21 protein-coding genes are annotated in these 26,736 nt (G+C 47.6%); 7 read left to right on the top strand and 14 right to left on the bottom strand.

The window, feature by feature from the left end:
* Nucleotides 1-167: 167 nt before the first annotated feature.
* Entirely contained in the window at nt 168-4,244 is a 4,077-nt protein-coding gene (locus tag GC097_RS33180) for a chondroitinase family polysaccharide lyase (RefSeq protein WP_246294609.1), read from the bottom strand.
* Between the two features lie 1,350 nt (nt 4,245-5,594).
* Between GC097_RS33180 and GC097_RS33175 the strand changes: the two genes are divergently transcribed.
* The 3 genes from GC097_RS33175 to clpP are packed head-to-tail and all read left to right on the top strand — an operon-like array spanning nt 5,595 to nt 7,114.
* Nucleotides 5,595-6,185 carry an ArsR/SmtB family transcription factor gene (locus tag GC097_RS33175; protein WP_171687534.1) on the top strand — a complete coding sequence of 197 codons (591 nt, stop codon included), beginning with the start codon at nt 5,595-5,597 and terminating at the stop codon, nt 6,183-6,185.
* 14 nt (nt 6,186-6,199) lie between these two features.
* The gene (locus GC097_RS33170; protein ID WP_171687533.1) at nt 6,200-6,496 is read left to right on the top strand and encodes a hypothetical protein; all 297 of its coding nucleotides are present in this window, start codon (nt 6,200-6,202) and stop codon (nt 6,494-6,496) included.
* Between the two features lie 36 nt (nt 6,497-6,532).
* Nucleotides 6,533-7,114 (top strand): ATP-dependent Clp endopeptidase proteolytic subunit ClpP, encoded by a 582-nt coding sequence (clpP, locus tag GC097_RS33165; RefSeq protein WP_171687532.1) that lies wholly within the window; start codon nt 6,533-6,535, stop codon nt 7,112-7,114.
* Nucleotides 7,115-7,688: 574 nt separating this feature from the next.
* On the opposite strand, the gene GC097_RS33160 is transcribed toward clpP, so the two are convergent.
* The 10 genes from GC097_RS33160 to GC097_RS33115 are packed head-to-tail and all read right to left on the bottom strand — an operon-like array spanning nt 7,689 to nt 15,436.
* On the bottom strand, nt 7,689-8,864 hold the full coding sequence (locus tag GC097_RS33160) for a M24 family metallopeptidase (protein ID WP_171687531.1): 1,176 nt from the start codon (nt 8,862-8,864) through the stop codon (nt 7,689-7,691).
* Nucleotides 8,865-8,917: 53 nt separating this feature from the next.
* Nucleotides 8,918-9,400, bottom strand: coding sequence for a hypothetical protein (locus GC097_RS33155; protein WP_171687530.1), 483 nt, complete (start codon nt 9,398-9,400; stop codon nt 8,918-8,920).
* Between the two features lie 24 nt (nt 9,401-9,424).
* Nucleotides 9,425-9,850 (bottom strand): hypothetical protein, encoded by a 426-nt coding sequence (locus tag GC097_RS33150; RefSeq protein WP_171687529.1) that lies wholly within the window; start codon nt 9,848-9,850, stop codon nt 9,425-9,427.
* Nucleotides 9,847-9,993, bottom strand: coding sequence for a hypothetical protein (locus GC097_RS33145; protein WP_171687528.1), 147 nt, complete (start codon nt 9,991-9,993; stop codon nt 9,847-9,849). The genes GC097_RS33150 and GC097_RS33145 overlap by 4 nt, the downstream gene beginning before the upstream one ends.
* A gap of 14 nt (nt 9,994-10,007) precedes the next feature.
* The gene (locus tag GC097_RS33140; protein ID WP_167066988.1) at nt 10,008-10,157 is read right to left on the bottom strand and encodes a hypothetical protein; all 150 of its coding nucleotides are present in this window, start codon (nt 10,155-10,157) and stop codon (nt 10,008-10,010) included.
* Nucleotides 10,158-10,172: 15 nt separating this feature from the next.
* Nucleotides 10,173-11,024, bottom strand: coding sequence for a hypothetical protein (locus GC097_RS33135; RefSeq protein ID WP_171687527.1), 852 nt, complete (start codon nt 11,022-11,024; stop codon nt 10,173-10,175).
* Between the two features lie 29 nt (nt 11,025-11,053).
* A complete protein-coding gene (locus tag GC097_RS33130) occupies nt 11,054-11,986 on the bottom strand; it encodes a type II secretion system F family protein (protein WP_171687526.1) in 933 nt (310 codons plus the stop codon).
* A gap of 4 nt (nt 11,987-11,990) precedes the next feature.
* Nucleotides 11,991-13,397, bottom strand: a complete 1,407-nt coding sequence (locus GC097_RS33125; protein WP_171687525.1) for an ATPase, T2SS/T4P/T4SS family — start codon at nt 13,395-13,397, stop codon at nt 11,991-11,993.
* A gap of 57 nt (nt 13,398-13,454) precedes the next feature.
* Nucleotides 13,455-14,693: a CpaE/TadZ family protein gene (locus GC097_RS33120; RefSeq protein ID WP_171687524.1), complete on the bottom strand. Its 1,239-nt coding sequence runs from the start codon at nt 14,691-14,693 to the stop codon at nt 13,455-13,457.
* A 32-nt stretch (nt 14,694-14,725) separates the two neighbouring features.
* Nucleotides 14,726-15,436, bottom strand: a complete 711-nt coding sequence (locus GC097_RS33115) for a CpaB family protein (protein ID WP_171687523.1) — start codon at nt 15,434-15,436, stop codon at nt 14,726-14,728.
* Between the two features lie 338 nt (nt 15,437-15,774).
* On the opposite strand from GC097_RS33115, the gene GC097_RS33110 reads away from it, so the two are divergent.
* Genes GC097_RS33110 through GC097_RS33095 form a run of 4 tightly spaced genes read left to right on the top strand, consistent with a single transcriptional unit; the run spans nt 15,775 to nt 18,938 of the window.
* Nucleotides 15,775-16,713 (top strand): permease, encoded by a 939-nt coding sequence (locus GC097_RS33110; protein ID WP_171687522.1) that lies wholly within the window; start codon nt 15,775-15,777, stop codon nt 16,711-16,713.
* Nucleotides 16,714-16,728: 15 nt separating this feature from the next.
* Nucleotides 16,729-17,640 carry a TIGR03943 family putative permease subunit gene (locus tag GC097_RS33105; protein ID WP_171687521.1) on the top strand — a complete coding sequence of 304 codons (912 nt, stop codon included), beginning with the start codon at nt 16,729-16,731 and terminating at the stop codon, nt 17,638-17,640.
* A gap of 57 nt (nt 17,641-17,697) precedes the next feature.
* The gene (locus GC097_RS33100; protein WP_171687520.1) at nt 17,698-18,375 is read left to right on the top strand and encodes a hypothetical protein; all 678 of its coding nucleotides are present in this window, start codon (nt 17,698-17,700) and stop codon (nt 18,373-18,375) included.
* Nucleotides 18,375-18,938, top strand: a complete 564-nt coding sequence (locus GC097_RS33095; protein WP_171687519.1) for a HupE/UreJ family protein — start codon at nt 18,375-18,377, stop codon at nt 18,936-18,938. Before GC097_RS33100 ends, GC097_RS33095 begins: the two co-directional genes overlap by 1 nt.
* 84 nt (nt 18,939-19,022) lie before the next feature.
* Here the strand turns inward: GC097_RS33095 and GC097_RS33090 are convergent, their stop codons facing one another.
* The 3 genes from GC097_RS33090 to GC097_RS33080 form a co-directional block, all read right to left on the bottom strand.
* Nucleotides 19,023-24,377: a cadherin-like beta sandwich domain-containing protein gene (locus GC097_RS33090; RefSeq protein WP_171687518.1), complete on the bottom strand. Its 5,355-nt coding sequence runs from the start codon at nt 24,375-24,377 to the stop codon at nt 19,023-19,025.
* Nucleotides 24,378-25,169: 792 nt separating this feature from the next.
* Nucleotides 25,170-26,129 carry a PfkB family carbohydrate kinase gene (locus GC097_RS33085; protein ID WP_171687517.1) on the bottom strand — a complete coding sequence of 320 codons (960 nt, stop codon included), beginning with the start codon at nt 26,127-26,129 and terminating at the stop codon, nt 25,170-25,172.
* A 6-nt stretch (nt 26,130-26,135) separates the two neighbouring features.
* Nucleotides 26,136-26,732 carry a TetR family transcriptional regulator gene (locus tag GC097_RS33080; protein WP_171687516.1) on the bottom strand — a complete coding sequence of 199 codons (597 nt, stop codon included), beginning with the start codon at nt 26,730-26,732 and terminating at the stop codon, nt 26,136-26,138.
* Nucleotides 26,733-26,736 lie beyond the last annotated feature (4 nt).

The raw sequence follows: 26,736 nt of genomic DNA, 5'->3' as shown, positions 1-26,736 counted from the left end.
AAAAAGGCATTGTTAATACGTAGAAAGTAATTGCAATATAGGTGATGTGGAAGACAACAATCCCCCGCCATAGAATCGGCGGGGGTTTGTTGTTAGACGATCACGTGGCTGGTTATTTGTCCTTCCGGCTTAAACGGAGTAAAAGTTGCTGTAGTAAACGCTACAGATTACTCTGTATCATACTCCCCATATACAGCTGCGTTATCAAATACCGCGCGCGAATCCGCGGAAGGCATGCGCAATCCAATATTTCCGCTGGTGTAGCTGCTGTCGTTCGCTGTCAGCACCTGTACGCCATCGACATAAGCGGTCAAGTTGCTGCCATCTGCAACCACGCGAATTCGATATTTTCGGTTCGGTTCTACATTGAATTGCGAGCTGGATAGCTGCACACCGGATCCAGCAAACTTGTAGAACTTGATCGTATGATCATAGCTTCTGACATCAAGCAAATAGTAATGGGTACTGTCCTGACTCCTAAACACGATGCCCGCTTGCTTATTAAGAACGGTAACATCCAGATCCAACGTATAATTTGTCCAGGTGGAGCCTATGTTTGATCTCATCACGTTGTTGCTTGTCAAGCTGAGATCGGTCGAGACCGGACCTACTTGCCCCGTAGTAGCGTTGGTCGTATTCTGCCAACCTCCCAAGCCATTTTCCAGATCATCTTCTTTCAAAATTACACCGGCAGACGAGGTCACTCTGATATTATCGAATTTGGCCGTGGCGGTCGTACCAGGTACTCGAAAACCTACATTCCCGCTCGTATAGGTGCTGTCTGACGCTGTCAACACCTGAACCCCGTCTACAAACACCGTGAATGTCTGTCCGCTTGCCGCAATCTTAAGATGATAAAAGCGATTTAACTCCACTGTAAAATTCGTACTGGCAAGCAAGGTTCCCGACCCTGACATTTTAAACAGACTGATCTTATTGTCGTAGTTTCTGACATCGAGCAAATAGTAATTACTCAGAGTGCTCTGCCCCCGAAATACGAGCCCGCCTTGCCTGCTTTGAATCGTAACATCTGCTTCCAAGGTATACTCGGTCCATTCAGCACCGTCGGCGCTTCTCATCGCATTGCTGTTGGTTAGGCTTACATCGGTATTGCGAAGCTTTGCATTCGTTGTGTTGACCCACTTCCCTAATCCATCCTCAAAGCCATCACTGAACATCGATGTCCTTGTCACTAGATCAACATCAAAGTTTTTGCCGTCCACACAATCAAAAGAAAGTGTCGTCGTATTGGTCGCCAAGTCATACCCCACAAGCGTTACACCGGCAGGCGCAGCGCCTGAGAAGTTCCAGTCACCGTTCAACTTGGCCAATACCGTCTTGTGTTGACTTGGCGTTTTTAATTCTGCCTCCGTTAAAGAGCCGATCTTTTTTGACTTCACAAGTCGGAGATCAGGATCCGAGAGGCTGAACACCATGTGGTTGTCAGACTTGTTTCTTTCCATTGCCAGTACCGGCGTATCCACGCTTTTCAATACACCATACGTAAGCGGAGTAGTCGGATTGAACAAGGCATAACCTATGGCGTTACTCGCATTATGCTTAACGATATGCGCCATATTGTCCTTCCTGAGTACCGAATAATCCAGGGCTTGCGCTGCTGCTGCCACTTGTTCAGGTGTCTTTTGAGGGAGAATGACATATTCATAGCCTTGTCCCGTCGGTGATGTTCCGTGATCAAGCCATGCTGTTGTATAGTTTCCTTGCGTCTCCTCATACGTTGCTTTCTTGGTGTAAGAATCCTGCACCCCACGCTCCACGTGAAGACCATTGGCATTCGGAATAATATAGCCATTACCGAACGGATCCACCATCCATACCTTCGAATTCGTTGTCGTCGTGCTGCTATAAGGGAACGTATTAATTGCGCTGGTAGAATTCTTGTAGAAAGGCATTACGGTGCCGTTCATATTTGATTGGAACAGGGTCGTTTCCGTCCGATTGACGGTGTCGCTGTTGACAATATCCGATCCCAAGGCAATAATTTCATCTCCAAAGTAAAACCACGACTTGTTCGCCCGGAAGGTTGTATCGAAGGCCGTATCATGCATTCTCATGCTGAATACGCCATACTGCCCCTCGCTGCTCACACCGCCGCCGAACGTTTCGTCCGAGTAGGAGCGATGCTTTGCGTTTTCCAGCTGTAGAATCGGGATATGCTTCGTTGTAGTGCCCGGCCAGCGGTTGAAGTCCCAGCCCGCAGAAATATCCAGGCCGCTGCTTTGGAAGCCTCCAGGCAGCATAATCTCCGTGTTTCCATAACTGATATAACGGCCGAATACATTGTTGGTGCTGTCTTGTTCGTAGTCCCAGTTATACTGATTAAACCCTTTAGTCGTAACTAACCAATTATTTTTTCGGAACAGTGCCATCGCACCGTAGTCAAAGTTTTTGAAACCGGGGGCAGGACTTTGCGCCGCTATCCCCTCTTGTCTAAATTGGGCAGCAGCGGATTCCGAGATCTGCAGTTCTCCAAGCGTTGCATTATAAATGATGGAGTTCTCTACCTTGGTAGCAAATTGGGAGGCAATGAGCGGGTCGTTCGGATCCCACAGGTCCAGGAAGACTCCCTTGAGCTCCTCATCTCCGCTTAGCGCGTTGAGCGCATAGGAGATATACTGCGTCTGTAACGTGGACAGAGTTTGCGGGAAACGCCCGGACAGACTATGCGACATCTCGTATTTATTTCCCAAGGAACGCTGCATGAGTAAGAACTGCTTGATGTTCTCTGTCGTTTGGGGATCCAGCTGAAAGCTGGTTCCATGAATGAGATACCGAATCAAAGAACCGACAAATATCGCATCTGGCACGTACGATTTCATATATAGGCCCTCATGGTGGTAACCCGTGAAGCCTGGTTTGAGCGTTTCGGTATGTCCGGAGTAAACAGCCAACTCCTTATCCACAAAATCGAGGAAGCTCTTCATATAACGAACTTTCTCTGGTGAATCATCCATCATAAGAATGTACATCAAATTGTACATCGTTACTGTTCTCATTTCATCGGTATTCACCATATCCATGCTATTGATAACCTCAGGATGGAAGTCTAAGGCGTCGCCAACCTTGCTGAACCATCGCAAGGTCGCCATTTCCCGATCGAATTTGCCCGCTGCCTTTAATTCATTCCTCATCAAATAGGCCGCATAAGCATAGCCAGACAACCTTAATTTAATAGAGGCCTGGCTGCCCATACCGCTGCCATCAGCCCAGCCTTGATCATGGAAATAATCCAGGAGATCAAAGTATTTTTGTTTACTTTGCTCATTCCCGTTAAGCTTGTAATCATGGACCAAGGCCAACCAAATCTTTTCAAACTTGCTCTGCGAGAGTCCATGGTACGGATCCTCGGTAGCACTCGTTTCTTCATCGACAAAGATGCCAGGACCATGAAATATACCGTTTTCATCCTTGGAAATGTTGAATGCATCGTATTGGGCAATATACGTCGGCAACTTAGCAAGCAAGGCGTTATAACGAGTTTTAACAGGACCGTCAGGCAAATTTGCATAATCCAAATTTTCACCATAGATGTAGGCATCTAGGCGGCTCATGATGGTGTTGAAATCCTGTTCTTGCTGCATCGTAATCTGTGTTTCCGCAGGCAGCGAAGGCTGCTTCAAGGATGCGCGATAGGTCTGACTATACTTGACAGTGCTCATATACGGAGCCTGGTTATCAGCCGAATACGAATAGGGGATCGAACCGGTAAGCTGAAAATGATCAAGATAGACGTTGGCGGTTACTGGTGTGGACGGTGCAACAACCTCCATCGTAGTAGGAACTGCATCTCCGCTGTAGGACGGATTTTTGGCCTCCGTATTCAATCTGACCCAGATCGTTCTCCACCCTGTAAAATTCATGTAGAATTTAAACGTATACCGAGGGACGCCCTCCGACAACTCCGCCCCAGTTCCCAGATTGAACGTTAGAAACTTGTCGGCCATCGGTTGTTCATTGTACACCCATACTTTCATGCCCCCGTTGCTGCCTATGGCCTCAGACATATTGGGAAGGCTGGTCGACTGCAGCTTGCTTCCATTCAACCAAGTCCACATCAATGAATTCGAGCCTGTCTTGGCATGAAGGTTAGAAATCACCACAGAGCCGCCTCCTACAGCAGACCACCCTGGAGGGATTGTAGCTCCTTCGAAGGATTCAGGCAGAACTTCCGTTGCCGCACTTATGGTACTTACAGGAATCAACAATGAACACAATAGAAACATTACAAGCAACATAGTTAACCCTTTTAATTTGAACAACACAATTCCTCCTTTTCGCATATTCATTATTGAAATTAACCTAACAACCGTCGGTGTGAAGCCCATTTGGCGATCTAATCAAGCAAGCTCCACTCTCCTTTTTTTATCTGTCACCTCTCTTCTTAATAAAATGTGTGCCATTTAGTAGTGAAGCAGTAATCCTTATGTTCCACGCCACAAAATGTCAACGCTTTCATTATGTTTTGACGGCATGCTGCCATGCAAGTGATAAAATCTAAACAACATTTACAAAAAGTGAAATCACAGGTGGACAGTACACCGACGATCCACTCATAGAGTTAACAAGTTACATTAGATTTCTCTTGTATTGGGCCTATTTTGGCGATCTCAGAAACAACGTCATCATCGTGCTGGCAACTTCGTCAACCGAAATTTATCACCGAGAACAGTTATTGTCATGATGAAATAAAGAAAGTAGGGGAACCACGCTCATGGCTCCCCCTTATCGAACCGCACGTGCCCTACTAAGCATAAGGCTCACCAACGTGATTTAACTTGAACTTTAGTTTGTAGCCAACCTCTGGGCACACTACATTTTCCGAACACGCTCAGTTGTGCAATATTCCTGTCCGTGTTTCTTCATTACTATCAATTTCCTGGGCTCGCTTGGTTTGCTGTTTATTCTTCAGGTACTGGATGTATTATCCAGTGTTTGTCCATTTTGCTTATGGTAACTAATGGTATTCGATAATGAAGAGCTTCGGCGGATACGAGATCGTGAAGGTTATACACAAAAAGAAGTATCAGAAGCAATCGGGGCGTCGGTCAGGTCCTATCAGAAATGCTAATCTGGTAAAACGTCTCCGGATAGCCATAACCTGTTATGTCTTATGAATGTCCTAGATATTCGGGTTACAAAAGATCTCACCCGATATCTGGATGTAGAAGATGTTAATTAACTACAAAAATACCCACCCATCGAACTGAATATACAGCAAAAGGAGCTGTTTACGTAACCGGTTTCTTAGAGAAAAATATTCATTACTTAATTTAATTTAATTTAACAGTTGCCAGTTAGTTTATCGCCACCTCCGGTTAACTAACTTGCTGCTTCTATACGAACACATTATTTCTCTATACAAGAAGAAATTAAATAGGCGTTCACTCTCAATGAGTGCACGCCATTTAATTTCAGAACATTATTTGTTACTTTAGAACTTTATTTGTCACTTCAAAACTTATTTGTCAACCGATAGATGGATGCGAGCAAATACACCGCCCATTGACATTCCACTCTCCACGTAATAAAATATTTTTACGTAACATAATCACTGTACTGGAGGAAACCTCTCCATGCTAAAAGATATCCAAGACAGGTATTACATCGAGTCTCCCGAACAAGCAACAGTCCTGCTGAACCCGATTCGCGGCGAGATCATCGCGCAGCTTCTGGAGCCGGGATCTGCCGCTGAAGTGGCGCGAACGCTCGGAGAAACTGCACAGCGCATCAACTATCATCTGAAAGCTTTGGAGAAAGCAGGCCTCGTTCAGCGAGTCGGCACGCGTCAGGTGCGCAATCTGGTGGAAGTGCTGTACAGGGCCATCGCCAAAACCTTCGTTCTGGCAGACTCGCTCAGCATGAAGCCGGAAACCGTGCAAAAGCTGAAAGACCAGAGCTCGCTAGCGCATCTTGTCACGACCTCGGAACGCATCCGAAGAGATGCGATGCTGCTCATGGAGCAGTCCGATGTGGGAGAGATCATTCCTAGCGCCACCCTTCAACTGCAGGTCCATCTAGCCGATGAGGGGCAAAGGCAAGCTTTCATCGAAGAGTATGCCTCTTTGGTGGAACAGCTCGTGAAACGCTACGCTATGCCTGCGGGCAAAGAGCAACATGATCCCTATCAGGTTTTGTTAGCCGTGTACCCGAAACCGAAAGAATGAGGAGGCTGCCTAAAATGAGCAATAATCATGAGCATGAAACGAGTACGCCGCTGAAGGACGCTGTCCCTGGATCACCTGTAATCACGTGGGAGCAAGCTTTAGTAGAAAGGCCAATTCACGAAAACAACAAGGTGATTCCGCTCGACGCTTATCGTCGCCAGAGTGAGTCTGAATCAGAAGCTACATTTAACGTTCGTACCTTCCCCACCTTTCAAGGCGAGGAACCAATCCGTCTCATCGTCGTTTCCTCCGGGTTTGGTCAAAAGCTGCCTGTTCCCCATCATACGGTGCAAAGCATGGCCGCTGCCTAAAATCAGTTATCTCTTACAAAAGAAAGGATGATTCCTATGAGTTTCATACCTATGGTTGTTGAACAAACGTCGCGCGGAGAGCGCTCTTACGATATTTATTCCCGTCTGCTTAAAGACAGAATCGTGTTCCTCGGAACAGAAGTGAACGATCAGGTCGCCAATGCGATTATTGCCCAATTGCTTTTTCTTTCTGCTGAAGATCCGGAGAAAGATATTTCGCTCTACATTAACTCCCCTGGAGGTTCCACATCGTCCGGATTGGCCATTTATGATACGATGAATTTCATTAAGCCTGACGTATCTACAATTTGTGTCGGTATGGCAGCATCCATGGGTGCCATTCTGCTGACGGCCGGCGCACCGGGCAAGCGATTCGCTCTGCCGAATGCCGAAGTTATGATTCACCAGCCATGGGGCGGTGCTCAAGGGCAAGCCAGCGATATTCATATTCGCGCTCAGCACATCCTCAAAACACGCCATACCCTCAACCGCATTCTGGCAAATACGACAAAACAACCAATTGAGAAAATCGAACTGGATACAGACCGCGACTACTTTTTGGAAGCTGAGGATGCGAAAACTTATGGCTTGATTGATAAGGTTATTGAGAGAATCTAATGTAATGGATAAATGAAAGAGCCCTCTGGGGCTCTTTTTTTAACAGCTGGACAGCATAGATCGCTGTCTCTGGTGACACGATCTGAACCGTTAAGCAGAGCAGAGCGGAAGAGGGCAGAGTAGAAGAAGACAAAGTAGAAGAAGACAAAGTAGAAGAAGACAGAGTGGAAAAAGACTGAGTGGAAAAATGCAGAGCGGGGATAGGCAGAGCGGAAGAAAACAAAGTGAAAAAAATGCAGTGCGGAGACAAGCAGAGCGGAAAAAAGCTGCGCGGAGAAATAGCCAATGGGAACAATGGTACGCTATTTCCTCAAAGAACTGTCATCTAGCCAATCAGCGGGAACTATGATCCGCTATTTCCCCACTTTTATGCAGCTTGAGGCCATCATGGAGCAAATAAGACCCTGTAGGTTCCCCATATACATAAAAGCAGCTCATTTGGCTCAAATAGAGCCCTGTAGTTCCCATTGCACAAGAATCCCTTGGCAATCAATATATCAACAAAAGGAAGGGGCTGTCTCGAAAGCAGCATAGTCTACTTTCGGGACAACCCCACCTGAGGTATATGGATATCTTATATACGGATTATGCCATCCCTCGATACCGTCAGCTTCTCCCATCCGCTATCCGTGATCAGATACGTATCTTCAACCCCGACCACCCCGCGTCCGGGGAAGGTGAACTTGGGCTCAATCGCGATGACCATGCCGGGCGCCAGCGGGTATTTGAAGCCTTTGGCGAGAACAGGCAGTTCATCGATCTCGAGCCCGATGCCGTGACCAAGGAATTTCACTTGGTCGGCGCCGTACCCCATGAAGTGGGCACTCAGCCCCGCTTCCTGCACTTGATCCAGCGCGAGCAGATACAGATGCTCGGCAATCACCCCAGGCTGCAGCCTGGCTTCTGTGGCGCGGAGCACCTCCTCCGCCACGTCATAGGCACGCTGCAGCTCCGGGTCCAAATCGCCGATCACCAGCGTCCGCGTCTGATCGATCAAATACCCGCTCGTCATACAGCCGATGTCGACGAGGATCGGTTCGCCGCGCCCAATCAGCGCGCGGCCCGAGCTCTGCGGGCTGGACGGGTGGAGCCCTGTGCCCCCGGCCGGCCCGTCGAAATAAGTGGGCACCGCTGCCGACGCGCCTGCCGCGACCATTCCGGTAATCAACTCGGAATTGTACGCGCGCATGCGCATCAGCCCTTGATGCCCGCGCAGCCGGAGCTGATGCTCGATGAGCGCCATCAGCTCAAACTCCGCCATCCCCTCACGCACGTGAGGGATGACCGCCTCCAGCGCCGCGTCGACGACGCGCGCGGACTCGCGAATCGCCGAGACTTCGTCCGGCGATTTGATCATCCGCTGCTCGCGCACGAGCAGCGAGCCGTCCTCCCAGACCGCGCCGGGCAGCGCGGCCTGGAGCTTACCATAGAGCTGGACGGGCAACACGTCCAGCTCAGTCGCGATCCGCAGCGGCGCATCCGCTGCCGACCCACGCGCGCGAAGACGCTCAGCCAGCGTCTTCCAGGAGCCCAGCGCTTCCACGTCCGCTGACGCTTCCTCCTCTGCGCGGGTCAAACTGCGGCGAACGAGATAGAGCGCTTCGCCCTCCGCCGGTATGAACAAATACCCCGTCTGCATCGAGCCGCAGTAATAATATATATCCACATGGTGGGTGACCAGGAAGCCCGACCACCCTCGCTTTAGCAACTCCCCCTGCAGCCAAAGCTGCCTTTCCCGAAAAATCGTCATTCGTACCTCTCCTTACACTGCCAAGAATGTACACCTCACCTTCTATTATACATTCAAAATACCATTTCCGCAGAACACTTCACCGTCCAGGCAATTGGCTGTAGAACCGTATAGGTTCGAGGGTACTCCATACGAATGAACATGATCACCCCCGGCCGGTTCAGTGTAACCGAATACCCGTAGACCGAATTCGTATACGTATATGGAAACACCTCCCCATGATTAACAATCTTAAATAACTCCACGATAATTCCCTTCTGCAGAAATGTTCCCGGCAGCGGCTCATTCGCCGCATCCAGCCGCAAATTCGCTTGCAAATACTGCTGTGCCGCATCCCTCGCCTTCGTCTCATCTATGGCATGAATGCCCTCTGCCAGCTTCGCTTGATCGCTTTGCTGAGCCGCCGCATGAACAGCACGATTCAGCGCATGCTTCCCATAAAAAAGCGTATGCATCGCCACCTCCTGATCGGTTTGCAAAGCATACATCGACATGATCAGCACACTCATTAACACCGTTAAAAGCAGCTTGTACAACGCACCACCTCAATTGCTCCATCCTTAAGGCACATATTCGCTCATTTTCATCCCCGTTGCCCCCATACGGTCAGATTCGGAAGGCACCGTAATGCCGACCAAACGATCAATAACAAAAAGCCGATGATACGGATACGTCAGCTTCAGTTGCAATCCCGTCCCCCGCCAAACAGGGGCACTTGCATCCGTTCCCCCGACGCCGGCAGTCGTTTCTACCGTATACACAAGATCACCCGGAACGAAGCCTCTTGCTTTCATGCGAGTCCTCGAATCCTTGATCATCGCGCTATCGATATACCCATGCCTGCCGTTAGCGCCTACTTCCAGCAAATAGTCAACCTCTTTTTGCAAGACAGCCTGCCGCACAATCAACACATGCTTATAAACCGGTGCAAACATGAACCAACAAAGCAGCGCAGCCAACATTACGAAAACCAGAATCTGCTTCATGGATCAATCCGCTCTATCGTTCCATTGATTTTCGCCCCACTATGGCCAACCTGCTTTCGTGTTCCCATACTCCCCCCAACAATACTGTTGTATAAAACAACCACCACCGCAATCAGCATCACCGTCACTAAGATCGACCTCACACTAACCTTCCTCCCTAAGGAGTTAATGCCGTAATATCCGAATTGGCCTTCGAACCATGTGTCGAAATATTCCGTCTTAATCCTGTCGAACCGTCATTAACAATGGATGTAAAAAGAAAAGCTACCACAATCAGCATCATCACCGTGATTAAAATATTCCTCATTGTCCTGCACGCTCCTTAATTAATCCCATGAAATAATCGCTGGCCTTCTGCAACCCACGGATACATAAATACCCGAAACGTATTCAAAATTGGCAGTCCCGCAAGCACAAACAGCACGTAAGAAACCGTCTCTTTCCTGCTGTCGCGGACCAAATCCATCTTCTCTTTGTAGTCTTGAATTCGCTGCTTGAGCAGTTCGTAATAATCGGCATGTTCATTCAGCCTAAGCGCATTCAGGGTCTCACCGAAGCTATGCGCTTCGTCTGTTCCAAGCCGTATTTTGAACTGGGCGATCGCCGCTTCAGCACCTTGATACCATTCATTCAGCAGAAGACCGAATTGCATTCTGATCGACCGTGTCTGCGCTGCGCACAAAGAAAGCTTGGCATGCAAACTCATTCGCGAGTCATTGTAATAAAGCAAATGATGACTAATGACATAAATCTCCCGAACTATACGATGTGCCCTTTTGGCTTTCAATTGAACCAGCACCTTTTTATCGAAAAACAGGAAAATGAGCATGCACAGCGCCGCCGCCATGACATAGGCAGGTTCCATATTCAAAGTGAACATCGGATGCTTCAAAGCGATATATCCCGCACCCCCTACCAATAAAGCCGCACAGATCAACAATCTCTTCGTCCCTTCATAGAGGGCGGCGTTTACCCGAAATCCACAACCCAGCAAAAGCTGCCGCTTCTCTTCCACCAACTTCAATCTCAATCTCAAAAGCTTGAATAGCCATGGAGGAAGCTGTGCCTCCTTCAGATCACGTAAGACTTCAAACGATCTCCACCTTTTCGCCCGAACGGGAAGAAGCATAAACCCGTGATACACGGCCATCATCAATAGCGCAAAAAGCAGCACATGAAATATGATTTGAATCCTACTCACCCTCACATTCTTCGCATTGAAAGATATATGCCCATTAAGAACGAAACAAAAATAAGCAATAGCGCATCCAGCAGCATATTTCGCCCAACAGGATCAACCATATAATACAAATAAGCGTTGTCTGCATTAACCTTGAAATTAATGAATAGAAACAAAGCAAGAAACAGAATCGGCGTAAAATTAGCGATCCGAATTTCCAATAACCGATTTCGCTCCAACTGATCGAAACGCTGGGCTTTCCTCATATCGACAATCAATTCCTTGAAGCTATCGCCGACATAGCTCCCTTCCGTCAAAGCGACACGCAGAATGCCGATAAAATAATCCCCCCATGTGTGGCCCATAGTGAGGGAGAAAATGCGCAAGCTCTCCTCCGTATCCCTTTGTGTCATTAAATTACGGTACAATTGTTCAAAAACAGGTTTTATCGGATACAAAATACGGTTCTCCTCTAAGCAATACTTCAATGCCATCTTGATGTTTTTATGAGGATCGACCATATAGTACTGATAGAAGACTTCCACTGCCGGCAGAAACTCCAACCGGGTTTGCAGCCTGATACTGACCAGCTTAAGTCTGAGCAGCATATAGGGGAGCGACATGCAGATAAACGTTAAAACAAGCACGCCTTTCACTGACTGGAAAAAAAACGCCCCTGCCAGCAGTCCGACGAGAAATAAAATTAGGCTTAGCGTCAGCATCGTCTGCATGCTCATGCCCAATTCGACGGATTCCATCATCTCCTTCACATGCTTAAACAAACGGCTCCTATTTCCCAAATATTCGCTGAAACGATGGCCGAACGCGGACATTTTGACATAATGCAGCCTGAACCTGGCTTTCCGCTGTCGGATAACGATGTGTAAAACCGACCTAATAACTAAAAATATCAATACGAACAGCAAGAGTAGAAAGACATATTTAACAATAATCATCCCTTTACTCGCCTTCTTTCTCAATAAAACCGAGCTTTGACAACAAAGCATGCCCCTCTTGGTCAGCCTTACCGATTTTCCGCGATGCAGGTTGCGACAATTTCCCGGGAAATTTCCACCCATCTGTCGACTTGTCATAAACTGCGAGATCCGTGACGCAAACCTCTTCATTTTCGAACCGATATTCGACGATCCGCACAATTTTTCTTTTCCCGTGAACGACAGCCATTTCCATCCCGATTTGTGTCACAAACTCGGTGATCCTTTTCCTTAAACGGAGCGGATTCATCCCTCGGCCATCCAGCATGCACATATCTGTTATGGCATCCGGCACATCCTCCAACTCACTGACGTGGACAGAAGTGATGCTGCCTTCATGTCCCCGCGTGCAAGCCCTGACATAAAGATTGGCGTCATCGTCCCGTATTTCGGCATGACAAATCCGTTTCGGCGATTGCCTTAAAGCCAGCTTAAAAGCCTGCAAACCGGAATGTCTCGGATCCTCGTCATCAATCTCGTATTCGACGATATTTTTGTGCGGAAAATCCCGCTTCAAATTCAATTCGAACCGCGATTCGATCGTAATAATCCTTTCGTTATCATCCATTTCAGCAATAATCGCTTTAATGAGATTGGTTTTACCAGAGTTCGTCGGACCGATAACGACCATATTGAAATACGACCGGATCAAGCACAGAATCAGCGTTTCCATGCGATCGTCCATCGTGGCAAGCTCAGCAGAAGCAAGCAAAGCCAGATCAAATCGCTTCACCGTATAAAAACGTATCGTCAACGTCGGTTCAGCCGTGAACCCAAACCCCGTCATCGTCACACGGGATCCGTCACGCAGCACGACCTCGGCCCATTTTTTTCTGGGATTCAGCGTATCGTTATTAAAAAGCACTAAATTCTGCTGAATTCTTTCCAATTCGCGTACAGATGGCAGGACATAACCCGAAGGCAAGGCGTATCCGCCTCTCACCTCAAAAATTTGTCTGCCGACAACCTGAATCTCTTCAAGTCCCTCCTTTTGCTTGAGCACAAGTTCAAGTACATTCATCCCGATGATCTCGGCAAAAATCGCCTCCGGCAGCGTCGTATACCCACTCGTCCGGGGAGGCCGGCCCGTGAGTCTTCTTTTCGACACAATATCATGGATAATGGCAAGAAGCTTGCCACGTTCCTCATCATATCCAAGAATAGCCCGATTCAATGTCTCGTTATAGAGCTGTTTTTCCTCATCCGTCCTGCCCTTCATCCCAACAAGCTCGCTTCGTATTTCCTGCACCCATTGTTGAAAAATCACGTCTTCGATCTCTGTGCCAAGAGACCTTCCTAACATGCGGCCCGATCTCACATCCGTTTGCAAACCTATTGTGTCAGCTTGTTCCTCCGTTTTCCGTTCATGCATATAGGTAATAATCGAAAACCTTTCCTCGCTCACTCCTCTCACCTCATTCCCGGTTCATTAACTGGCCGTTTTTCTCCCTGTCATAAGCTTCTGCAGCCAGGTGGCTTGCCGAATATTCTCCTTCCTCGGCAGCTTATAAAAGTCGGCGAATTTCAACGCTACCTCTCTAACCTCCTCGTACATCAGATGGCTTGGACTTAGCATGTCGAACAGCTTACCTTGATTGCAGCGAGAAAGCGCATCGCCATGCCTGGATACTTGCCCCATCAGATGCAGCTGCGTCTCCTTCCGAATATCTTTAATCGTAAACTCGTTGTGCTTGGCATGCTTCTCGGTTTGAACCGCCATCAGCTCAAAACGATCCGGCTGCAGCCCAAACACCGAACCAACCTGCCTGATCCACCTCGAAAAGTCCTCTTGAAATTGTGCAATATCCGCCGTTGTTACGACGACTTTGCTGTCAGCTTCCAATAATCCACAGACCGTTGCCGCATTGTCCCAATAGGCATTAACCTCGATTATGCAAATATCAAAAGCACGCCTGGCTACGCGCAGCAAATGTACAATTTCCGATGGCGTGAAAAATTCCGCCTGCTCACGCAGCATATTCCCGTACAGCACATGCAGTCCCTGCGCTTCTCGCGGTTGATCGCAAACGAGCAGCAACCTTTCTGGTGTGAGACTTTGAGCTTTTAGTTCCGCCCTCAGGCCATCGAGTGTAAATACTTGATCGTCTTTTCCTAAATAGCGATGAAGCTTTGAGCTTTTTAAATTTAAGCAAAGATAACCGACCTTTACACTCGTCTCCATAGCCAACAAACAGGCAACGCCAAAAGAGGCAAGTGTCGTACCTATATTGGGGGTCGAGCCGATAAAAGTAAGTAATTTCCCCGCCGGCTGTTGGTATGCCTGTTCTCCCGTCCCTCCATCCACCCAAGCCCGAATATCGTCAGCAATAACCGCTGTGCTGCGTCCTGGTTGAATGTAGTCAAGCTTCATCAGCCTGCACATCTTGACATACTTTTCATTCATCGATACGTCATGATAATTGGATAGCATAACGATCATTTTCAGTTCAGGGTTCATCTGCTGTATATGCTCCAGAAACTCCTCCAAACCGCCAAAATCAAGCTCGCGATCCGAAATAATCACATGAGAAAAAGCCTTCTCTTCCCCTAAACTGGCGGCCAACTCAGCCACAGAAGGTGAAACAACCCAGTTCACGGGCTGTCGATAAACGACGTGAATAATTTCGTCAATTAATCGTTGATCGGTTGAAAGTAATCCGACATTCACCTCTCCTACCTCCTTTCCATTCTCTAATCACATTAATCTTCTCTCAAAATGGAAGAGGAACTGAATGCAATCACCAGCTTTGCTTTCTTCGAACTGCATAAGCGATCGATCTCCAGCCATTCATTCTCCGTTAAATTCAGGTTAATCTGGTCAATAGCCCCGTTCGCTTCCAATCGGGAAGCATACATTTTCTCCTTATCCCCTTCCACCTTGGACAGCAGATTGGGATTCTTCGGATTGTCCACTTCTACATTGGCGGATGACTTGACCGAGGCAACCTTTATCTCTTTTTCATCAAAAAGCCGCCTTGAACTGCTGCCATCGCTACCAGACACATAGATCCGGACCCGATCTCCCGCGCGAATGCCATTAGATACGGACAGCACATATTCTTTAGGAATTTGAAAAGTCGCCTGCCATTCCGTCGGGAGCAAATGATAGCGGTTCACCTTCCATTTTAAAATCGGTTCCTCCTTCCCTAGCGGAATCAACGTCTCCAGCCCGACAATCTCATTCAAATCCGACATCATGCTGCTCGTGTAACTCCCTTTTTGAACCGATTTCAGCTCCACCATATCCGCTTGAATCAAAACACCGGCCCGGATAAAATCTTTCGGAATAGCCACCTGAACCGTCTGCTGCAGCTCAACCTGATTGACTTGCAGCACATAAACCCCGTACACGAGCATAGCTGCCATGATTGCAGACACCAACCCGATTAGCAGGCTTCTCCTGCGATTCACCTTCTCACCTCCTTTGCAAATAGCCCACCGCTACTTATTCAGCGATAAAAACAAAAAAACGCAGCTCTCGGACATTCATCCGAAATCTGCGTTCTTCGCCTTTTAAAAATATCATAGAAACTTCCATTTTTCAACATAAATATGTCATTGACCCCATTAACCGATAATTATCCCTTCGTATCAGCAAATGTTGCTTACGAAATCTCTTAATCAAATCTTAACGATTAGGTGTTGTAGACATAACAATTGACTGCTAAAATTAGTATAAAAAGCACAATAAACAAATTAAAAACAATACTAAAAAGTTGTTCTTAGTTGTTAGTCAAGGAGGCGACTCAATGAGTTTTCTAAGCGATTTTCGCACCATGGTGCTCGGCATTTTACTGGAGTCGTTTCCTTTTATTCTGCTCGGCGTCGTCATTTCTGCGCTGCTGCAAACCTTTATTAGCGATCAGACCCTACAGCGATGGATCCCTAAAAAAACGATTCCCGGCATCCTTTTCGGATGCTTGCTGGGCATCATCTTCCCGCTCTGCGAATGCGGAATCATTCCTGTCGTGCATCGGCTGATCCGCAAAGGCATGCCGCCTTATATCGGACTCGTATTCATGATGGCCGGGCCGATCATCAATCCGGTCGTATTCACGTCTACGTTCGTAGCTTTTCGGGCTCAGCCGGAGATGCCTGTCGCCCGCATGGTGCTGGCGTTTATCGCAGCGGCTCTTATCGGGCTGTGGGCTGCTCGTGGCGATGGCAATTCTATCCTTCGCACGCCGGTGAACAACACGCATGAACAAGCCGCACCGAACAAAAAAAGCCTCAAACGCCCACTCCCCACCAAAACTCCAAAAACAGCAGCATGGAAAAGTAAATGGCATGAAACGCTTGAACACGCCGCCATCGAAATGTTCGATGTAGGCAAATTTTTGGTATTAGGCGCTACCGTTACAGCTTTACTGCAAACGGTCGTAAGCAAGAAATGGCTGCTTGCATTAAGCGATGGGGACTTCACTCCGCATTTGTTTATGATGGGGCTCTCCTATGTTCTTTCCATCTGTTCCACCGCAGACGCTTTCGTTGGCGCTACGTTCATTCCCGGTTTTAGTCTGGGCTCCGTGCTCGCCTTTCTCGTTTTTGGCGCCATGCTCGATATCAAAAGCACCTTGATGCTGCTAAAAGTTTTCCGTGTCAAAACCGTCGTAACGGTCATGATCCTATCCGCCGTTGTCGTTCTGTTGGGATCGATCGCATTCGATCGGCTGTATTCGTACTTATAAAATGGAGGAACAACTATGCAAAAATGGTCTACGTTCGCGCATCGAACGATTCGAGCTGCCGTATTAATCGCATTCGTCATTTTTATTGTCCAGATAAGCCGTTCAGACGCATTAATCTATTATGTGGCTCCGAGAATGGCACTCTGGGTGAAAAGTCTTGCCGTCGGCATGTATGTTCTGGCTATGCACCAGCTCTATTTGGCGGTTCGGGATATCCGCTCCAAGGAGAAAACGGCGTCAATCGCATGCTCATGTTCGGCGCATAGCCATAGCCACGATCAATGGAAACCAAGCGTAATAATCATGTATGGGGTTTTGATCATCCCGCTTATCCTTGCCTTTTCATTTCCCAATGCGGTATTAGGAAGTCAGATGGCAGCCAAAAAAGGATTAAATTTTACGCCTTCGGGCATATTGGTCGCCAACAATTCCGGCGATGCAGGCCCAAACCTGGTTCCGAATGATAAGCTGCAATTAGACGCGGGTCCGGCTTTTCCGTTTAACGATTACACCAGGCCATATGCCAAGCGGGCTGCGGATATGTACAACCAGCCACTCGTGTTGATTAACGATGATTTGTATATAGAATCGCTAACGTCGCTAGATTTGTATCAAGATCAATTTATCGGCAAAAAGGTGCAGATATCAGGCTATGTTTACCGCCTGGACAACATGAACAAAAACCAATTTGCCTTGGGAAGATTTTCAATGCGGTGCTGTGTTGCGGACTCTGTGCCTCTTGCTATCCTGGTTGAAACCGATAATCCCGAGCAATGGAAAAACGATATGTATATTGTCGCTCTCGGCACCATCGAAAAACGAAATTTCGACGGTAAAGGCGTGCTAACGATCGTTGCCAAAACCATTGATACACAGAAAGAGCCGACAAATCCGTATGTTTACCAAAATGCTTACTTTGGAAGCTAGCGCATCCAAAAAAGGTAAGCTCATCTTAACCCCGCAAGCAAAAAGGAGGGAATTTAATTGCCCAAAACCAACAAGTTCATTGCTGCCGTAATGGTCTGCACAATGGTTTGCTTCTTCTTGCCGAGATCAGCAACAGCACACAATTTAGATATCGGTTTTTCTAATATCACACTCAAGGAAAACGGTCTGCGGTACGAACTGTTGCTCCTTCCGGATGAAATGAGTCCACTTCTTAGTCTAGATCTGAATCGAGACGGTGCAGTTACAATGGAAGAAGCCAATCAAATGAAACCAGATTTAGAGAAATTGGTCGCACAATCGTTGTCCATCAAAGCGGATGATGTCGAATTGCAGTCGCATCTTGAATCTCTGGAGATCACTCAACGAGGTCCAGGAGTTCCGATGGTTAAGTTAAATATTGACTATTCTTTTGGAAAGAAAGTCGATGAAGTGGTTATTGACTATAACCTCTTGTTCAACATAAGTCCGTTACATCGCAACCTTGCAACGGTTACATCACTAGACGGTTCGGCAAAAGAGCATAATTTCGAGAAAAATAATCGAATCTTAAATCTTTATATGGACCCCAACAGCCCGAAAGCTCTTGTTAACCAACTAGTCAATATCAAGATTCCAATATGGATTCTGTTTATGATGCTGCTGCTTGTTGGAGCAGTGATGATAATCATAATAATCTTTTTTAAAAGAATGAAAAAAACAAGGAGGAAAAAGTAATGTTGGAATTATCGATTCCCGAATGGCTATTTACGGTCTGGAGTTATATTTGGATGGGCATGGAGCATCTATTCACAGGGTATGATCATTTGTTATTCCTCTTAGGTCTGATTATTGTCCGTCTGAAGTGGAATGAATATTTGAAAATCATCACGTCTTTCACAATCGGACACAGCATAACTTTGGTTTTAGCAGCGCTGGAAATCGTTGAGATTCCCGGGGCAATCATTGAACCTTTAATTGCTTTAAGCATCGTGTTTGTGGCAGCGGAAAATATGTTACGCAAGCAGTATAAGTGGCGCTGGCTGATTACAGCATTATTCGGTCTTATTCATGGATTCGGATTCGCGGGTCTTCTAAAAGGTCGTTTTTCAGGGGACGTTGCATTACCATTGTTTTCCTTCAATCTCGGAATTGAACTGGGACAACTGGCAGTCTTGCTTGTTCTGTTGCCGATCATTCATAAGATTGGGCAAACTCGCTGGAAAGTCCAGACGGTTTATGGCGTTTCAAGCATAATTGGCGTATTCGGAATTTATTGGTTTCTCGAACGTGTGATCTAAGTAGACATATGGAACCTAGTGCATCCTAAAAAAAGATCGCCATTCCCCTGCTTATACAGGGTTTGGCGATCTTTTTGTATTTATCTAGTTCATCAAGTTATAAATGGCTTGTGCAGCCTCCGCACGCGTCGTATGCTCATCCGGTACGAATAGCCCTTCTTGACGCCCTGTCAACAACTTCGCTTTCAGCGCGCTGTTTACATATGGCAAGGCCCAATCGCTAATCTCGGATGCATCCGAGCTTGCTGCTGAGGACGGCTCAAGTATCGATCCTGTCCGGTGCTCATAAGCCCGCACGAGCATAACAGCCATCTCTTCTCTGGTAATGCTGCGATTCGGTTCGAAAGCTTGCTGTGAATTGCCGGAAATGATTCCCGCTTTATAGGCGGCAGCCACTTCCTTCGCATACCAGTCATTTCCTGTTACGTCGCCGAACGGAGACGCTTCGGCAGATGCAAGACCTAGCGTCCGGGCCAGCAAGGCTGCAAACTCGGCACGGGAAATATCTTTGCCGGGCGCAAACGTCGCTTCCGTCGCCCCGTTTACGATATGTTGGGCGGACAGCTCTCGAATCGTCGAGTATGCCCAGTGCTGGTTGGTCACATCATTATAGGTCTTCTCCAAGGAGAGCACCGCATATTGACTAAGTCGGTCAGTACCGACTTCGATGGCGGTATTTCCGTTAACACACTTTCCTCCCAAGTAGGCAAGGCTTCCATCTTCTTTGATCTCGTAGATGCCCACCAGTTTCGGATCCATGCCCACAGGAATCGGGAACGTCATCGTTACCGGCTTCTCAAGCTTATCGAGAGCAAACTGTTTACCGTCTGCGTCTGTTGCAAAGATCGAGAGATCAACCATCTGTCCGCCCAGCTTGTAAATACCGTTGTCCTTGCGGCTTGCTTCCTGCAGCGTCCGCTCCGCTTGCGCTGCTGCAACCGGTTCGATTTTCACAGTAACCTCAGCCTTGTCGCTAGGTGCCGGCAGCAGGCTGCTTGCAGATTTCAAGAGATCGCCAGGAACGATCAGTTTTACGTTCTGAGCCTGAACTTGCAGAGAGCGTCCGTCAAGCTTCTCGGCCTGCTCCATCCCAATAATCAGGCGATTCTTCCCTTCCGGTAGTCCGACGGATACGGAGGCAGAGCTCTGTTTGATGTCCTCGTCTTTGATGGTTGCTGCGTCTTCCGGCAGCTTCGGTTTATCCGGCGTTGTCGATGGTCCTGATGAAGTTGATGAAGTTGATGAAGTTGATGAACCTGAGCCTGAGCCTGAGCCCGGACCCGGATCTGAACCTGGATCTGAATCTGTACCTGGATTTGATAAACGTTTAATCGTAATTGCATAAGTTTTGAACGTACCATCCTGTGCCGTCACCTTAACCGTGACCGTGTTATCGCCGACAATCAAATTGCCGCCACCACTCACTATTACGGTTGCAGCAGGGTCCGCTTTCGTATAGGTTACGCTTGTCACCGTTGTGCCATACGGTACCGACATCGCATAGTTTAGCTTGTCCGGTGCGAATTCGCTCAACGTCTTTCCATTCACTTTCAAATCAAGCAAGTTTGTATTGGACGATGCCATTTGAGGTTGTCTGGTTACCACAATGGTATACGTACTTTTGCTGGTACCGTCTTGCGCCGTCACCGTAACGGTGACTGGATTATCGCCGACGATCAAATTCTCGCTGCCAATCACTGCTACGGTAGCAGCAGAATTAGCTTTCGTATAGGTCACGCTTGTCACTGTAATACCATAAGGTACCGACAATGCATAGTCGAATTTATCCGGTGCAAATCCGCTTACCGCCGTTCCGCCCACTTGCAGATCAATCAAAGAACTGTCGGACGATAACGGTTGAGCATGTCTAGTTACTACGATGGTATAAGTTTTCACTGTACCGTCTTGCGCCGTTACCTTAACGGTGATTGTATTATCACCGATGATCAAATTCTCGCCGCCATTCACTGCTACGGTCGCCGCAGAATCTGCCTTCTCATAGGTCGCGCTTGCTGCTGTTATGTCATAAGGAACATCAACCGAGTAGTTCAGCTTGTCTGGTGCAAAACTGCTCAATGTTGCTCCGTTCACTCGCAAATCAATCAAGTTTGCGTTGGACGATAGCGGTTGCGGCTGTCTGGTTACCGCAATAGCATACACATTCACAGTGCCGTCTTGCGCCGTCACCGTAACAGTGACAGGATTGGCTCCAACGATCAAATTCTCACCGCCGCTCACCACGATTGTTGCAGCAGGATCGGCAGCCGCATAGGTTACGCTTGTCGCCGTTGTGCCGTATGGCACCGACAACGCATAGTTGAGTTTGTCCGGTGCGAAACCACTGAGCGTCACGCCGTTTACTTTCAAATCCGTCAAAGTTGCATCGCCGTTTGAAATCTTTTGGCCCGTAAAATCAATCTCGCTCATACTGGTATAGGTTGCGACTGGATCATAGGTTCCGGTAACGACAAATTTCACATACCGGCCCTGCACGGTTTTATCCAAAGTAACAAAGTCCTTATACACCGTCCCTGTCCAGGTCTTGTTAAACGTGCCGGTAACTTTGTTAGCCGTATTGCCAAGGAATGTAGGATCGTTAAGGTCGGCCTTACTGTCCGAGACGTACAATTCAAAAGTTTTAGGGAATTCCAGCTTAATTTGATTGAGACGACTCTTTCTCTGAATGCCGCTCAGCTTATATGAGCTTTTCATATCGATGATGACCCAATGCGGGAATGGAGCAGCAGGCGCTTCCCATCTGGAATGCCAAATGGTCGTTTCTGAACCATCCAGAATATTGCTTGCATAACTGCCTTCTAGATCTTCTGAACTGAAAGAATCGATCGAGAAATCGGTTTTCGGAATGAATGTGTAAATAAGGTTGCTCTGGGCAGTTTGCAAGACCCAAAGCAAATCCAGATAAGCCTGGTCGATCACAGCCGCATCGGAGCCTGACGTTAAGGCTTTTGCCGCAGCAATCCGGGTCGTCAGATCATTTTGCATTTGTGCAGGAATGGATATTCCGGCTTTTCCAGCAACATACGCAGTGAACTGCTCTGCTTCTTGAATTTTGGACGTCAACTGACTAAAGTTGTACAAATTTGCCGACTGATACGAGTCTGACAGCGCTTTGGCTTCCGTTGCGGACAAGACGCGTTTCCATATTTTCAAATCGTCCAGCGTGACGGTCGCACCGCCATTGCCTTTATTGCCGTCTGCTCCGAGAATGATGTGATAAGGTGTATCCATACTGGATGTGCCTAATGTGGAGATATCTTTTGATGCCCCCAAGATGCCGTCAACATACGTGGAAGCCGTCTTGTTTGTTCGGTCAACCGATATCGTAAAGTAATGCCAATCCTGCCCCACATTTTGAGGCGAATAATCCATTCGGTTGGTTCCGTCAGCCATGTTAAGGGTCATGCTGTTCGAAACCGCCGGACCGATGTACCAGCCCGGGTTCTTACCTGAATTCCAGTTTTTGTTGGAGAGGACCGTCTGATCACCTTTCAAATCACCCTTATGCCAGAACGAGATCGTGAAGTCGCCATTTCCGAACTTCAAGTCCAATCTGTCGCCAAGATCGACATAATTGGAATTGCCTGCTGCAATGCTGACAGCTTGTCCGGATTTGCCTGTTACGAATGAAACCGAACCTGCCTGGGTAGCCTTACCAGTTGCGCCTGAAGCATCCTCATTCAGATTACCGTCGAACTTCATATCCGATACGAGCTGATTCCACATCGTAGCCGGGTCAATTGGTGTCGGCGCAGGCGGTACAACTTGAGAAGCATAGAACATTTCCACCGGAGTGCTTACGTTACCAGTAGCATCTGTTGCTTTTACGGAAATAACATAAGACTTAGCCAGATTGAGATCCTTCATTGGAATATTCATTTTGTTCGGAATCGGTGAGAAGTAAAAATCCGACAAAACTTTGTACGTTTTTGCCAATTGGGCTGTTCTTTGATCATACAGATTAATTTCATAGTGATGCATGGCGTCATCGTCCTTGGCTTGATTGAACGAAAGCACCGGCACGTTATCCGCTCCCATCTGCACCTTCATATCTGGATTCGCCGGGAACTTTGGTGCTACTTTATTGCGATTGCTTGGCGTATACGTAAAATTGCTTTTTATTTCTTCGTTGGTGTTGCCAGTTAATTTAATGACCCACTTCTTACCCGCTAATGCGCCGGCGCTATTGTAAGGTGGAGCTTTAAATCCTGCCCCCCATTTACCAAAAGGACGAATATTACCCGGATCGCCGTTGTACTCAATACGCTCGATCTCTATACGATCCTGGTACACCTCAATAACTGGGGACTGAGTCACTGCGAATAAATCTTCCGCTTTCAGTCCTTCTTCTTTTGTGACAACGGAATACCCGCCTTCTGCCTCGATGTACGACATCGATCCGACATTAATTACGCTGAAGTCCTTTTGATAAATGGAGCGCTGATCGTTAATGTTCAAGTGCGAGTGACCGGAAAGCACAACGACTTGCGGGAAATCCTTCAGATCCGTATTCAGGTTCGGATTGGAAGCTTGCTGTCCGTCCATAACCGTATTGGCAACCGGATGGTGCAAAGTAAGGAAGATCGGCTTGTTCCGATTCGCCGGATCAGCAGTTATCTCCGCAAGCCGTCCCTTTAGCCAGTTTCTTTGTGTCGTGTCGCCGTTGTAGTTGTTCGCGTTCACGAAGAAGAAGGAATACCCTTTGATTGTCTTCTCGTAATAACCGTTTGACTGGCTCGTGAACCATTCTGCCGGATACCCTTTTTGCACATCGGAAACGTATGCGTCATGATTGCCGATAGCAATCTGCATTTGCATATCGCTCCAGCCTTTTCGATCCATCTGCTTTTTTAAAATGTCGTAAACGAATGTATGATTGGCACCTGTTGTAAAGTCATTATCATTGATCATATCACCCGCAAATACGATGGCATCCGGGTCAGGCAGAACAGAGCCGAGGACATCAAAATTACTCGCCCAAATTGCACGATTTCGATCATCTTCTTCAGCTGTACCATGTGAGACATGGACATCCCCCATCGCAGCGAATTTCAGAAGTGGCTTCTCGGCAGTCTTAATAATATAGCCGTAAGTCCCGGCTGTACTCCAAACGCCGTCTTTCACAGCAATCACTGAAAGGTTCGTTGATTCCGTCAGGATGATGGGTGTTCCATCAAACTTGAAGCTGGTCTCATCAGGCAATGTGCCGTCAAGCGTGTAATAAATGTCTGCACCTGCCGTGGAACTAAGCGCAACATTGATGGATTGTTCATAGCGGCCTGCCGGAACTGAAGGCACGGGCTTTTCAACAGTGACAGCGGCAACGGCAACCGGGATAAAACCTGCTCCCGATGAGTAAACAACCGAGCAAGCGATCGTACATGCCATTAATGCGGATACGAATTTCTTGGTATTTAACATGATGAGTCCTCCTTCTATTAACGTAGATTCATAATCCGTGCAGCCTCATGTACATTGACAATGACAGCCCCGGCATAAAATTCTGACTGACCTGTTGAATTCCATCCTCCCTTTTTAATAAAACAACACAAAAACATGAAAAATTAAATTTAACAGTTGCTTTTGTTGGTATTTAATTGTATTTTATTGGTTTTTCATTCGTGCAGTGTTAATTTGATGTTGTGAAATTGTAAATATAGTGGAGCGTGCAGAGGAAAATCAGGAGATATAACGAAACTAGCGAGTCTTATAAATAAATAGGATTGATTGCCTCGATCAAAGCCCCCCCAAATCTTTATATAAAAACAAATAAACACAACTTAATTAATATAAAATAAGTTTGTTTTGTTGTTTTTATGATCAAATTATATGTTCTCGTTTATCAGGTGTCAACGAAATAATGTAATGATATATGACACATTTTAATATTATTTATGCAAATTCGACTGAGAAAAGCGAAATCAATAGGATCCCCCTTAGTAAAATGTAATATTTAATTACACAGAACTTACATTAGTGGAGCCAAAACTCCCTGCCCCCTACTTACACGAGGAGACGCAAAAAAACCTCTAAACCAGCCATCCCCATGGAATGGCCGTATTTAGAGGTTCATATTAACTTCGGGATTTGTAGATATAACAGAAATCATAAATGGAGAAGAACCCCTCCGCAATGCAAGCGCCTTCAATATATACAACAAAAAAGCTCTATCCCACAGAATGGAATAGAGCGAGTCTTCGTAAAAGCTGCCGTTTATTGCACTTCCGCAAGCGTCGGAAGCGCAGGAATCGCGCCGCGCCGCGTTGTGGTGATAGCGCCCACGCGATTGGCAAAGCCAAATACGCGCTCGGCGACACCAGCTTCGGCAAGCGCGTCCACGATGTTTGCAGGCGTCACGCCCAGCGACGCCAACTGAAAGAGCATGCCGCCGACAAAGCTGTCGCCGGCGCCTGTCGTATCCACGGCAGCCACTAGCGTTCCGGGGATGACGACATCCTGCCGCGCGCTCACAACGCGGCAGCCGTCAGGACCTAAAGTGATGATTATCACTTTAGGTCCGCGCTGCAGCAGCTGCTGCGCTCCTGTGGTCGCGTCCACGCCGAGGAGGAATTCGATTTCCTCCTCGCTGACTTTGACCACATCCGCAAGCCCAAGCTGCGCAAGAATTTCCGCTCGAGCCGCTTCGGCGCTCGGCCACAGCGCAAGGCGCACATTGGGGTCGTAGGACACCAATGCGCCAAGATCTTTCGCTCGGCGCGCTGCATCCAGCGTCGCGGTGCGGCAAGGCTCAGTGATCAAGGACACCGAGCCGAAATGATAGACGGCGGCGTCTTCCAGCCACTGCGTCTGGACTTCGTCTGCGCGCAGCAGCATGTCCGCCGCCGGGTCGCGGAAAAACAGGAAATCGCGCTCGCCATCCGCGCGCAGCGAAACAAAAGCCAGACCTGTCTTCGCCTCATCGGTCTGGATCACAGCCGTCTGCACACCGACTTCGTCAAGCGTGCGCACGAGGAAATCGCCGAAAGGGTCCCGGCCGATTTTGCCGATAAACCTTGCGTCGCCGCCTAGCTTGGCGACCGCCGCAGCCACATTGGCCGGTGCTCCGCCCGCCGCCCGCTGGAAGCTTGTCACGTCGGCCAAAGCCTGTCCGTTCACTTCAGGCACGAAGTCAATTAAAAGCTCACCTAAACAAACGATATAGGATTTACTCATAAGTCCTTATTCCCCTTTACTTTGATAGCCCAATGCATTCATTACATAGGTTGTTGTTTGATGGATGAGCGTGTCCATATCCGGCCGCGGATCCGTAAAAAGCGGTTCAAAAAACTCTCTTTGCTTATAGAAAAATATCGAACCCAATACAAACATTAACGTGCTATCCAGAGACTCGAAATGATAAAGACCTTCCTGTCTGCCCTTTTCCAACAGGGATCTTACTTTTTCCCATACCGGAAAAACGAGCTCTCTCATCTTCTCCATGCGTGGGGACATCGTAATAATCTCCATTTGAAGCAGGCTGATCATTTGCGGATCTTTATTGCGAAGTAAAATGACTTCTTCAATAATTGCCTTAATCCCTATGACAGGATCATCAATATCAAAAAAGCCGGATAGCTTGTGGCTCGGAAAAAATTGACGGAAGATTTCGTAGAAAACGCTCTCTTTTCCGCCAAAATAATAGGAAACCAGAGCCACATTGGCCCCGGCCTCCTCACATATTTGACGAACGCTAGTCGCATCATAGCCATGCTTGGCGAACAACATTTTAGCCGCCAGTACAATTTTCATCTTCATGTCTAATTCTTGATGTGCCATACTT

This window comes from Paenibacillus planticolens, from assembly GCF_013141725.1.
GTDB lineage: Bacteria > Bacillota > Bacilli > Paenibacillales > NBRC-103111 > Paenibacillus_E > Paenibacillus_E planticolens.
The sequence above is the reverse complement of the archived record's forward strand: the minus strand, read 5'-3'. Positions and strand labels throughout refer to the sequence as shown.